This is a genomic window from Aliivibrio thorii, from assembly GCF_057368585.1.
Window position 1 is genome coordinate 1,171,920 of record NZ_CM170654.1, and the last position, 11,621, is coordinate 1,183,540.

12 protein-coding genes are annotated in these 11,621 nt (G+C 37.7%); 4 read left to right on the forward strand and 8 right to left on the reverse strand.

What is annotated here, in order from left to right; translation table 11 throughout:
* The first annotated feature begins 147 nt into the window (after positions 1-147).
* The gene (locus tag AC2IP4_RS05360) at positions 148-1,230 is read left to right on the forward strand and encodes a tetratricopeptide repeat protein (RefSeq protein WP_375322799.1); all 1,083 of its coding nucleotides are present in this window, start codon (positions 148-150) and stop codon (positions 1,228-1,230) included.
* Between the two features lie 82 nt (positions 1,231-1,312).
* Here the strand turns inward: AC2IP4_RS05360 and AC2IP4_RS05365 are convergent, their stop codons facing one another.
* From AC2IP4_RS05365 to AC2IP4_RS05385, 5 genes are all read right to left on the reverse strand, one after another.
* The gene (locus AC2IP4_RS05365; RefSeq protein WP_486310744.1) at positions 1,313-1,975 is read right to left on the reverse strand and encodes a Bax inhibitor-1 family protein; all 663 of its coding nucleotides are present in this window, start codon (positions 1,973-1,975) and stop codon (positions 1,313-1,315) included.
* 238 nt (positions 1,976-2,213) lie between these two features.
* Entirely contained in the window at positions 2,214-2,963 is a 750-nt protein-coding gene (locus AC2IP4_RS05370) for an amino acid ABC transporter ATP-binding protein (protein WP_105054950.1), read from the reverse strand.
* Between the two features lie 24 nt (positions 2,964-2,987).
* Positions 2,988-4,085, reverse strand: coding sequence for an amino acid ABC transporter permease (locus tag AC2IP4_RS05375; protein ID WP_375322625.1), 1,098 nt, complete (start codon positions 4,083-4,085; stop codon positions 2,988-2,990).
* Positions 4,086-4,087: 2 nt separating this feature from the next.
* On the reverse strand, positions 4,088-5,254 hold the full coding sequence (locus AC2IP4_RS05380; protein ID WP_375322624.1) for an amino acid ABC transporter permease: 1,167 nt from the start codon (positions 5,252-5,254) through the stop codon (positions 4,088-4,090).
* Positions 5,255-5,346: 92 nt separating this feature from the next.
* Positions 5,347-6,375, reverse strand: coding sequence for an amino acid ABC transporter substrate-binding protein (locus tag AC2IP4_RS05385; RefSeq protein WP_375322623.1), 1,029 nt, complete (start codon positions 6,373-6,375; stop codon positions 5,347-5,349).
* Positions 6,376-6,756: 381 nt separating this feature from the next.
* Here AC2IP4_RS05385 and AC2IP4_RS05390 point away from each other — a divergent pair, with 381 nt between their 5' ends.
* Positions 6,757-7,698: a precorrin-2 dehydrogenase/sirohydrochlorin ferrochelatase family protein gene (locus tag AC2IP4_RS05390; RefSeq protein WP_375322622.1), complete on the forward strand. Its 942-nt coding sequence runs from the start codon at positions 6,757-6,759 to the stop codon at positions 7,696-7,698.
* 9 nt (positions 7,699-7,707) lie between these two features.
* Entirely contained in the window at positions 7,708-8,397 is a 690-nt protein-coding gene (locus AC2IP4_RS05395) for a UTRA domain-containing protein (protein WP_375322621.1), read from the forward strand.
* A 5-nt stretch (positions 8,398-8,402) separates the two neighbouring features.
* Here AC2IP4_RS05395 and AC2IP4_RS05400 read toward each other — a convergent pair whose 3' ends face one another.
* A complete protein-coding gene (locus tag AC2IP4_RS05400; protein WP_486306565.1) occupies positions 8,403-8,591 on the reverse strand; it encodes a hypothetical protein in 189 nt (62 codons plus the stop codon).
* Positions 8,592-8,705: 114 nt separating this feature from the next.
* On the reverse strand, positions 8,706-9,395 hold the full coding sequence (locus AC2IP4_RS05405) for a DUF2786 domain-containing protein (protein ID WP_105054945.1): 690 nt from the start codon (positions 9,393-9,395) through the stop codon (positions 8,706-8,708).
* 340 nt (positions 9,396-9,735) lie between these two features.
* Between AC2IP4_RS05405 and ansB the strand changes: the two genes are divergently transcribed.
* Entirely contained in the window at positions 9,736-10,797 is a 1,062-nt protein-coding gene (gene ansB, locus AC2IP4_RS05410; RefSeq protein WP_375322619.1) for an L-asparaginase 2, read from the forward strand.
* Positions 10,798-10,869: 72 nt separating this feature from the next.
* Here the strand turns inward: ansB and AC2IP4_RS05415 are convergent, their stop codons facing one another.
* Positions 10,870-11,571 (reverse strand): DUF3334 family protein, encoded by a 702-nt coding sequence (locus tag AC2IP4_RS05415; RefSeq protein ID WP_375322618.1) that lies wholly within the window; start codon positions 11,569-11,571, stop codon positions 10,870-10,872.
* Positions 11,572-11,621: the final 50 nt, after the last annotated feature.

Sequence of the window (11,621 nt, forward strand, 5' to 3'; positions counted from 1 at the left end):
TTAGCTAAATTTGAAGAAAAAACCAGTAATAAAGGTGGGAATTGAGAACAAAAAAAATCGCGGCCTTTTATTTTGCCAAAATTGGCCTTTTTTATAAAAAATAGACAGATAAAACCACTTTCCAAAAGGTATTAATTCTAATTGGAGGTGAAAATCATTAGAATAGAGAAATACAAACGTATTCCTTTTTTCGATGGTCTTAATATGTATTGGTTCCTATTTTTTGGTGGTGTGATTTGTTTAATTGTTGTGATTTTATATTTTCAATCTATCGAGAAGAAAAAAATAATGGCGGCTCAGCGAAGAAATCGTTCTTTGCATTCCTCTACACTCGTTACCTTTGATGACGAAACAGATAGGAAAGATAAAATAGAGCGAGCAATGAGCGGCAACATCACCGCTCAGCTTGCGCTTGGAGCAGATCTAGAATTAGTCGATCAGAATGGAGCCATAAAATGGTACTTAAAAGCGGCAGAGCAAAATAGTCAACAAGCTTTTTATGCTTTAGTTCGACTTTATGATGACAATTATGATGATCCAAACTCGAGCGAGAAGTCTAAGTATTGGGCTGCACGTTTAGGGGATTCAAAAGGCTTACAAGAGTCATCTCTTATTCTTGGAAAACTTTATCTTGAAGGTGTTGGCTGTGATAAAAACATAGATTTTGGGACTCAAATTATCACGGACTTAGCATTAAAAGATAATCTTAAGGCGCAACTATTTCTCGCACAATGGTATCAAAAATTGCAAGACGGACATCCTGAAGGATTTTATTGGATGTTAAAAGCGGCTTATAAAGATGATGCTAAAGCAATGGTGACGGTGAGCTCTTGTTATTATCATGGTATCGGAACGAAGAAAAATATTTATAAGGCAATCTATTGGTCAGAGAGAGGAGGAGAACTGAAAAGTCCTGAGTCTCAGTTACGCTCTGCACAATATAATCAAAAGATATCATCGTCTCACAATGCGGTTGCTTATATTTGGGCTTACCTTGCTGTTGCTAATGGCTATGAAGAAGCGCACAGTTTAAAGAATGATCTTGAAGCAAGCTTACCTTTGGAAAATTTATTAACAATTCAAAATGTCGCTCGTAAATTACATGGTTTAATGAATGAAAAGCCAGTAAAGAAACATTCTGTGATTCGTTTGCTTAATAAATTTTATGTCAGAGAGAATTATTTCCCACCAGAAGATATCAATGATGAATGCGCGATGTATACCGACTAGAGTTATAGCGCGGATAGAAGTAGTCGTAAAAAAATGCCAGTCCGTGAGGACTGGCATTTTTGTATATCGAATTAATTATCGATTAATCATCACGCATAATACCAAGAATACTTAGTAGGCTGATGAAGATGTTGTAGATAGAAACATACAGCGTAATCGTTGCTGAAATGTAGCTTGTTTCACCACCACGAATGATTGATTGTGTCGTCAATAGAATCGCACCTGTTGAGAACAGGATAAACATACCGCTCATAGCAAGGTGTAATAAAGGCATTTGTAGGAAGATGTTCGCTACCATACCAATAAGTAACACAACAAAACCAGCCATTAACACACCATTAAGGAATGATAAGTCACGTTTAGTTGTTAACGCATAAGCAGATGCTGCCATGAAAGAAAGTGCAGTACCACCAAGAGCCGTTAAGATCACATCCCCCATACCTGCACCAATGTACATGTTTAGGATTGGACCAATAGTGTATCCTAAGAAACCTGTAAATAAGAAGGTAAACAAAAGACCCATGCTATTGTTACGGTTCTTTTCCGTTAAGAATAGTAAGCCGTAGAAACCAACTAGCATAATGATAATACCTGGACGAGGTAGGTTTAACGCCATTGATACGCCAGCAACTAATGCTGACCATAATAGTGTCATCGACAGTAAGAAATAAGTATTACGCAATACTTTATTTGTTTGTAGAGTCGACTCTTGTGTACGAGTTTGGCCGAACATTTGATTATTCATCATATTCCCCTTGGAATGGACTGACATAAATATATAGACAGTTATGGCGTCTATAGTTCAAAAAATCAAGTTTGTTCTCTTTTTTGAACTGAATTAATTGAACTAGAAACCATTTTACATCAGTACATTAACTTAGCTGATGAAGTTTGTAAGTATCTGTAACAATAAACAGCGATCCTAAGATCGCTGTTTATGTGGTTTGCTGCAATTTAAATGACTGTTAACTTATCATTTAGAGCTAATGATGCAGGATCTGACTTAAAAACAACTGTGTACGGTCCGATTGTGGATTTTCAAAGAAGTCTACTGGGTTGTTTTCTTCTATGATTTCTCCTGCGTCCATAAAAATAACGCGATCGGCAACTTCTTTGGCAAAGCCCATTTCGTGAGTTACACACAACATTGTCATCCCTTCATCAGCCAATTCGACCATTACGTCTAATACTTCTCGTACCATTTCAGGGTCGAGCGCTGAGGTTGGCTCATCAAATAACATCACTTGTGGGTTCATACAAAGAGAGCGAGCAATGGCGACACGCTGTTGTTGTCCGCCAGAAAGTTGACCTGGATATTTATCGGCTTGATCTGGAATTTTTACACGTTCAAGGTATTTCATTCCCAATGCATCGGCTTCTGATTTCGGCATTTTTTTCACCCAAATAAGTGCAAGTGTGCAGTTTTCAAGAACCGTTAGGTGAGGGAATAGATTAAAGTGCTGAAAACACATACCGACTTCTCTACGTACCGCTTCTATGTTTTTTAAATCTTCAGTGAGTTCTGTACCCGAGACAAAAATGTGACCTTTTTGGTGTTCTTCTAAACGGTTAATACAACGGATCATGGTTGATTTACCTGAACCTGATGGGCCACAGATAACTATTTTCTCGCCTTTTTTAACTTGTAAGTTAATGTTTTTAAGTACATGAAATTGACCATACCATTTGTTCATGTCTTCCAATTGGATCATATAATCTTGTTGAGTCGTCATAACTACATCCTTGAATTCTGTTAATTATCGCTTATGGCCTGTATGAAGTTTGTTTTCTAAATAGATGGAATATCTCGACATGGAGAAGCAGAACACCCAGAAAACTAAAGCGACAAAGACATAACTTTCCGTTGAGAAACCTAACCATTCAGGGTCAGTATTGGCTGCTTGGCCAATACCTAACACATCAAACATGCCGATAATAAGGACAAGACTGGTGTCTTTAAATAAACCAATAAAGGTATTCACGATGGATGGAATAGTAATTTTTAATGCTTGAGGAAGAATAATTAAACGCATTTTCTTCCAATAACCTAATCCTAGCGCATCAGCGGCTTCGTATTGGCCTTTGGGTATTGCTTGTAAGCCTCCTCGAACCACTTCCGCCATATAAGCAGCACTAAATAGAACTACACCGATGAGGGCTCTAAAGAGTTTATCCAGTTCCATACCTTCTGATAAAAACAATGGCAGCATTACTGAAGCCATGAAAAGAACGGTGATAAGAGGAACACCACGCCAAATTTCAATGTAAACGGTACACATACTGCGGATTATTGGCATTTCAGAACGGCGACCTAGTGCAAGAGCGACCCCAATCGGTAATGAGACGACAATACCTACAATGGCAATAACCAACGTAATTAATAATCCACCCCACAGGTGAGTATCAACAACGGGTAAACCGAATACGCCGCCATACAATAAAAAGGCGGCAAAGAATGGGAAAATATTTACAAATACTAACCAAATAGCCACTTTTTTAGGGGTATGTTCGTAGGCAAGCAAAGCAACAAATATTGCCAAGAAACCATAGAACAGCTGAGGGCGCCAAAGTTCTTCGGTTGGGTAAAATCCATACATGAATTGATCCCAACGCACATTAATCATTACCCAACAAGCTCCTTCACTTGTACAAGCATCCCGCGTTGTTCCTACCCAATCTGCATTGACTAGCGACCAGTTAATAGCATTCCATAAACCGCTAAAGGATAAATAAGCAATAACTACTGTAAGAATCGAGTTAGTAACGCCATTAAATAAATTTTTTTTAAGCCAAGTTACCGCACCTACTGTGTTTGCTGGGGGCGGAAGGTCAGGCTGAAATTGATGTATGCTCATAGTTACCTCTCAACCAATGCGACTTTATTGTTATAGATATTCATTAAGAATGACGTTAATAAACTCAGTGTTAGATAAACTGCCATTGTCATTGTAATTATTTCAATAGCTTGACCTGTTTGATTGAGGGTTGTTCCGGCAAAAACAGAAACAAGATCAGGATAACCAATGGCCATCGCCAATGAAGAGTTTTTAGTTAAGTTTAAATATTGGCTTGTTAGAGGTGGAATGATAATGCGCATTGCTTGTGGAATAACAACAAGCTGTAAGGTTTTATTTTTTGGTAGACCTAGAGCCATTGCTGCCTCGGTTTGACCGTGACTCACCGCATTGATGCCAGATCGAACAATTTCGGCAATGAATGATGCTGTATAAACACTTAATGCCACAACTAAGGCGGCTAATTCTGGAATAATGCTTATCCCTCCGCGAAAGTTAAACCCTTTTAGTTCTGGATATTCAATCGATATTGGCATACCTGAAATAAAGTAAGCCAAGGTAGGTAAACCAATGAGTAAAAGAACAGAGTAACGTAATACTGGTGTTTGCTGACCAGTTAGTATTTGCTTGTTGTGTGCCCAACGAGATAGAAAAATAATGAAGACGATAGCTAGAATAACGGCCATTCCAATAAGGTTTGAGCCTTGTTCAAATACAGGGCTAGGAAAGAACAAACCTCGTACGTTTAAGAAAATACTATCGCCTAGGCTAAGACTTTGTCGAGGTGAGGGAAGTGCTTGTAAAACGGCGAAATACCAAAAGAAAATTTGTAATAGAAGAGGGATATTTCGGAACGTTTCAATATATAACGCGGCACACCGACTCACTAACCAATTACTGGATAAACGAGCGATACCAACAGTAAACCCAAGCAGAGTGGCAAATAGTATCCCTAATACAGAGACTAATGCCGTATTTAACAGACCAACAACGAACGTGCGTCCATAAGTATGTGTTTCATCGTACTCCACTAGAGATAAACCGATACCAAAGCCAGCCTCTTGATCTAAAAAAGCAAGACCTGTCGCGATACCGCGAGACTCTAAATTGGATAATGCATTGTTAACTATGGAGTAAAAGAAAAAGACAAGTGCAGCTACGGCAATCACTTGAAATAAAATGGCACGAAATGTTGGATTATAAAAGAGGCTTTTATTTTTAGATGACATACAACTACAACCTTAAATCCATTTATAAAAGGGGTGAAAACTCACCCCATAAAATTGTATTAGTTTCTATTTATTATTTGGTTCTATTAAAATTAACGAATAGGAGCCGCGTACATAAAGCCTCCAGCGTTCCAAAGTGCATTCACCCCACGAGAAATTTGTAGTGGAGAGCCCTTACCGACAGTACGTTCAAAACTTTCGCCATAGTTACCCACTTGTTTGATAACTTGGTAACCCCAATCATCACGAATCCCTAACCCCTTGCCTTTTGGTCCGTCAACACCAAGAATACGTTTGATATTTGGATCTTTAGATTTCATCATTTGGTCTGCATTTTGTGAGTTAATACCGTACTCTTCAGCATTAATCATGGCATTTAGCACCCATTTATTGATGTTAAACCATTGGTCATCACCTTGGCGTACAACTGGTCCTAGCGGTTCTTTGGAAATGATTTCAGGCAGAACTTGAGCTGTTTTAGGATCTTTAAGATTTAAACGAAGCGCATAAAGGCCTGATTGGTCAGTAGTAAGAGCATCACAGCGACCTGCATCGAATCCTTTTGAGGTTTGTGCTGCCGTATCAAATACGACAGGTTTATATTCCATGTCATTATTACGAAAGTAATCGGCAAGGTTAAGCTCGGTTGTTGTTCCTGATTGAACACAAATAGAAGCACCATCAAGCTCTTTCGCACTGGTTAGGCCAAGTTCTTTTTTCACCATAAAACCTTGACCATCATAATAGTTTACACCGACAAAGTTTAAACCGAGGGATGTATCACGGTGCAGTGTCCAGGTTGTATTACGGGATAGGACATCAATCTCACCAGATTGAAGTGCAGTAAAACGTTCTTTAGCGGTTAGTGGAACGTATTTAACTTTAGATTTATCACCTAATACAGCAGCTGCAACCGCTTGGCAGAATTCAACATCAATCCCTTCCCATACACCCTTTGAATTAGGGTTTGAAAATCCTGGAAGGCCAGTACTCACCCCACATTGAACATATCCATTCTTCATTACTTTATCTAGAGTTCCTTCTGCAGCGGTAGCTTGTGTCGACACTAGCAGTGCTGAGGCGGTAAGAGCAGCGTAAAGAGTGTTTGTTTTAAATTTCATCTGTGTTCTTCCTTATATTGAACAGGCATATCACAATCTAGTGTGTTGCGTTAGTCATCAGGTGGTACTTAGTTGCTGTATTTATAAGCAGCTGTATTTAAACGATATACAATAGTTAATGATTTGTGAAATTGACTAACAAGTAAAATATAGGTAAATCGATCTGTCTTATCCAGTATATTTAGTGATAAATACTGCTTTATTTATAAAAGCTAGCCTTACCGATCTGGTCTGATGTTCTTTGTTGTTAATTAATTGTTAATTGCTATATTTTGTGAATATGTTAAGTCGTAATTTATCTTTGGACGCCACAACCTCTACCTTAATGAACCGAAGCAAGGTATATTGTTGATATTAAATAAAAGACTCAGTGAGGATGTAATGAGATATTTTCCCATTTTTATGGATATTCAAAAACGACCAGTATTAGTGGTTGGCGGTGGGGAAGTGGCTTGTCGTAAAATAGACATGTTATTGCAGGCGGATGCAGATATCACCGTTATCGCCCCTTCAATTAAGGCGTATTTAGCGCGTTATGTTGAACAAGATAAAATTACGTATCATAAAGGCTTTTACCACCGTAATTTGTTAGATAATAAGTATGTACAAGTCTGGGCCACAACCGATAATTCAGAATTAAATCACCAAGTATATAAAGACGCACATGATGCAGGCATATTGGTTAATGTCGTTGATGACACAGCTCATTGTGACTTTATAACCCCTTCAATGGTTAACCGTGGACGTGTTCAAGTTGCTATTTCAAGTGGTGGATCTTCACCTGTACTTATTCGTATTATTCGTGAGCAATTAGAGACACAATTATCCTCGAAGATAGCAATGTTAGCTGATTTTGGGGCAGATAAAAGAAATCTAGTAAAACAACACTTTGCTACAGTAGATGAGCGTAGAAAGTTTTGGGAACTGTTTTTGCGCTTACCAGAAATAGAAGCATTAACGACAAGAAATGAGTTAGAGCGTTTATTTTCTCGTTACCTATCAAATGACATTACGCTAAAGTCTGAGCGCAATTGGATTGAATATCATCAAGAAACAGAAATGCTTACATTAAAGTCATTACGATTGATGCAACAAGCTGAATGGGTTATTTATTTTAATGATTGTCCCCCAGAGTTCGTGGAATTATGCCGTCGGGATGCTGAACGTATTTCCGTTAAATCAGAGCAAGAAATTGTTGATTATTTAGAACAAGCCGATAAAGAACAGGTAAGAGTAACCATTTTAATTAGGAAGGGGCATTTAATCTCGAATTCTCAACTACACGCTTTTCTTTCTAATGATGTATACGTACAGACCCTATAAGGGATATTCATGCAGTATTTGACTATAAAAAATGCGATTGCGGAGCAGATTGAAAGCGGTATGTTAGAGCCAGGGCATAAATTGCCTTCAGAGCGAGTACTTGCTGAGGCTTTTTCAACGACACGTATTACATTACGAGAGGCATTAAACTACTTAGCTCTATCCGGGAAAGTTTATAAAGAAGAGCGCCGAGGATGGTTTGTATCAAAGGAAGCATTGCTCTTTAATCCTATTCAAGAGTTAGATCTTTTGAAAGTATGTAAAGAATACAATCGAAGCTATGCAACAGAACACATTGATTCAAAACGTATATTAGCGCCAAAAATGGTGGCTGAGCGTTTAGGACTACCTCCTTTTTCATATGTATTAATGTTTAGCCGCTTAATTGTGATCGAAGGAAGAAAGGTCGCCGTTCAATATCAATATCTACCAGAAGCGTTATTCCCTTCATTGGCAAAAATGGATGGAGATATTGATGTTGTTTCTATCTTAAAAGAGCAATATTTTTCAGATTATCAGAATATAAGCGTGAAAATAGGCGTACTTCCAGCAACGGAAGTGGAGTCTGGGTTGTTGAATATAAGCTCGGGGAGTATGTTGATGAACATTAATCAATCTGCAATAAATAACAACAAAGAAGGTTATTTATTACAGGTGGTATGTTGTTGTCATGATGCGTTAAAAATTGAAATTGAATAAAGAACTTAGAATGTCGTGAGTTGTTTGATTTGGTCAATCACTTCACCTTCAGTAATCGGCTCTGAACCGAGAGTAAACTCAGTAGAAGCACCGCCTCTTAGCATATAAACAGTGATACCGCAGTGATCATAATGGTACCACCTTCCATCAATACAAACGTCGGTATAGCATTTAGGATTTCTTAATAAAGTCATAAATCGCTCCTTGATACATTTCGATAACAAAATTTAATGTATCGTTCAATACTGGAGATATTTTTGATCTAAATCAGATGTAAGTTGATTTAACTTTACTTTGTTACTTAATTGTTATCTTAAGCGCTTTGGAGCTTGAGCACCTGCTACTGGTCGGTTTACAGAAAGAGTTCGACCTTTCTTTAATCCTTTTTCGTAGTCAGCAGTAATATTGGCCATTGCTTCTCTTAGTTGCTGCTTAAATGTTTCGCGGTCAATATTTTTAAATTCTTTATCAATATAATCGTTAATCTTATTTGCTGATTCATCGTCAGGGGCAATGACAGGAAGCTTTTCAAGAGCGCCTTCAATCCAACCAGCCAAGAAAGAATTAACTCGTTTCGTTACTTCAAGCTGTCCCGTCCCTGAGCCCGCGAAGCTATTTTTGAACTGTCCTGTCTGTTCATTCATTTCGCGATATACAATATCAAAAGCAAAAGCGGCAAAAATAGCGCGATCTGCAGAGCCAATAAACTCCGCTTTTTTCAATCCTTTATGATTCAATAGGACGGCTTCAACACCAAAGCGAGTATTAATTCCACGAATAATTTTTAGAATATTACTCCCTACATTCGCAGGGAGAAGATGAGAGCTTTGTGTTTTTCCCATCTTAATAAACTCAATATCATCTTTTTCAAGACCATACTTAAGCATAAGGCGATGCGCCATTCTAATGGCTTGAGCGGCTTCATTCACATTAGCGGAATTACCGAGTTCAAGACATTTAGCGATCTTTTTTAGAGCCTTTTGCTTTGCAGATGACATAGATTTACCTTACTTTTTACGGGGCAACTATTTTACCTGTCTCTTTCATATTTTGAAAGAAATACAATGCAGTGATAAGGCGTAAAGTTCGAAAGGTAATGAGCGGTTGAATTATGAAAATAAGTATGTAATTACTGTGTTATTTAATGATCTTGATATTGAATATTTGTTTTTAAACTGTTGATTATGATGTGTTAAATCTAAGGTTACGATGAATTGAAATGATAGTTGTGATTGTTATCACGACACATTATTTAAAAGTAAATATGATAAATTAAATCACAATATATAAGTTTAATTTTTATTGTGTAATTAATTATTTTCATAATGGAGTACAAACATGAAAAAGAATGCCATTGCATTAGGTATGCTGCTTTCTGGCCTTTGCTTTAGTTCGCTCAGCTTTGCAGACGACCTACCAAATATTAAGATACTAGCAACCGGCGGTACAATTGCAGGTGCTGGTCAATCAGCAATTGGATCTAGTTATACATCGGGTAAAGTAGGGGTCGATTCTTTAATTCATGCTGTACCTCAAATGACTAAAATTGCTGATATTAGTGGTGAGCAGGTTGTTAGTATTGGTTCTCAAGACATGAATGATGAGGTGTGGTTAACATTATCAAAGCGCGTCAATGAGCTATTAGCACAAGATGATGTTGACGGCGTGGTTATTACACATGGTACTGACACTATGGAAGAGACGGCTTATTTTTTAGACCTTACTGTTAAGAGTGATAAACCAGTAATTTTGGTTGGTGCAATGCGCCCATCGACAGCAATGAGTGCTGATGGCCCTGTCAATTTATACAATGCTGTTGTCGCTGCAACGGATAAAGATTCTTCGGGTCGTGGTGTATTAGTCGCAATGAATGACACGGTGTTTGATGCCCGTGACGTAACAAAAACCAACACAACCTCTGTAAATACATTTCAGTCACCAAATTTTGGTTCGCTAGGTTATATTCATAATGGTGATGTTCAGTATCAGCGTAGCCCTGAACGTAAGCATACAACAGAAGCGGAATTCGATGTATCTAAGCTAAAAACGTTACCTAAGGTAGGTATTGTATATAACTATGCCAATGCTTCTGCGTTACCTGTTACAGCAATGGTTGATGCAAAATTTGATGGTATTGTTAGTGCGGGAGTGGGTAATGGCAATATCTACCACTCCGTATTTGATGAGTTAGCTAAGGCAAGTAAAGAAGGTGTCGTTGTCGTTCGTAGTGCCCGTACTGGATCTGGCTCAACAACTCTTGATGCCGAAATTGATGATGCTAAATATGGCTTTGTAGCATCTGGTACATTGAATCCTCAAAAAGCGCGTATTTTATTAATGTTGTCGTTGACTGAAACTGAAAACTACAAAGAAATTCAAAAGATGTTTCAGCATTACTGATACGTATTTAAGTAAAAATTGGTAATAGTAAAACAGCCATTATTCACGATGGCTGTTTTATCTTTTTTGGAATTAAATACCTAACTCGTCAAATAACGAATCATCAAAATCTTGAGATGATGATCCCTTTGATGTTGGTTGTTGAGTATTTCCTGGTTTATGTTGTTCAAATAGGTCGTCGGTATCGAACTCTTCTTCTTGCTCAAATTCTTTAAGTTGAATAAATTCAGTTTTATCCATCGCAAGTTCAAGATAGAAAATATTGTTTTTTTCTGTTGTAAAAGTAACGCGACGAGCTTGTGGGCGATCTAGATTTGTATCAACAGAAAGAATGACCTGCTTGTTTAAAGCGAGCATTTTGGGTTGATTTTGAGAAATCGTCGTTTGTAATGTTTTACGGATTTCTCCTGTAAAGTCACCAACTATTTGATTCATCAATTCGCCCAATACATCACCCACTTCATCAGAAGTATGGAGGATTGCGAGATCTTCTTCAGGCATCCCCATATTACTCATATATTTAGTGTAGAGCTCTAGGGCTGCATCTTTAGTAAAGTTAGTCACGACTAAACCAGAAAAACCCCCATCAAAAAGAACAAAACAACCAAAGTCGGGCTTTAGGCTCGTCTTCGATATCTTTTGCATCATAGCAGAATAGTTAACAGAACTTTGTGTCGCTTTACTTAATACCCCTGACATTGAGCGACATAGGATTAATAAAATATCGTCAGTGGTAATGATTTTTGTTTTGTTCTTTTTAATTGCTGGTTTCATAACTTTCTCTAATAAGGTGTCACGGTTGTATAAATAATATAAAGCAAAAT

Excerpts from the sequence above, each read along its gene's own strand:
- AC2IP4_RS05365 (WP_486310744.1), bottom strand. The coding sequence starts at position 1,975 with ATGAATAATCAAATGTTCGGCCAAACTCGTACACAAGAGTCGACTCTA.
- AC2IP4_RS05370 (WP_105054950.1), bottom strand. The coding sequence starts at position 2,963 with ATGACGACTCAACAAGATTATATGATCCAATTGGAAGACATGAACAAA.
- AC2IP4_RS05375 (WP_375322625.1), bottom strand. The coding sequence starts at position 4,085 with ATGAGCATACATCAATTTCAGCCTGACCTTCCGCCCCCAGCAAACACA.
- AC2IP4_RS05380 (WP_375322624.1), bottom strand. The coding sequence starts at position 5,254 with ATGTCATCTAAAAATAAAAGCCTCTTTTATAATCCAACATTTCGTGCC.
- AC2IP4_RS05385 (WP_375322623.1), bottom strand. The coding sequence starts at position 6,375 with ATGAAATTTAAAACAAACACTCTTTACGCTGCTCTTACCGCCTCAGCA.
- AC2IP4_RS05390 (WP_375322622.1), top strand. The coding sequence starts at position 6,757 with ATGAGATATTTTCCCATTTTTATGGATATTCAAAAACGACCAGTATTA.
- AC2IP4_RS05395 (WP_375322621.1), top strand. The coding sequence starts at position 7,708 with ATGCAGTATTTGACTATAAAAAATGCGATTGCGGAGCAGATTGAAAGC.
- AC2IP4_RS05400 (WP_486306565.1), bottom strand. The coding sequence starts at position 8,591 with ATGACTTTATTAAGAAATCCTAAATGCTATACCGACGTTTGTATTGAT.
- AC2IP4_RS05405 (WP_105054945.1), bottom strand. The coding sequence starts at position 9,395 with ATGTCATCTGCAAAGCAAAAGGCTCTAAAAAAGATCGCTAAATGTCTT.
- ansB (WP_375322619.1), top strand. The coding sequence starts at position 9,736 with ATGAAAAAGAATGCCATTGCATTAGGTATGCTGCTTTCTGGCCTTTGC.
- AC2IP4_RS05415 (WP_375322618.1), bottom strand. The coding sequence starts at position 11,571 with ATGAAACCAGCAATTAAAAAGAACAAAACAAAAATCATTACCACTGAC.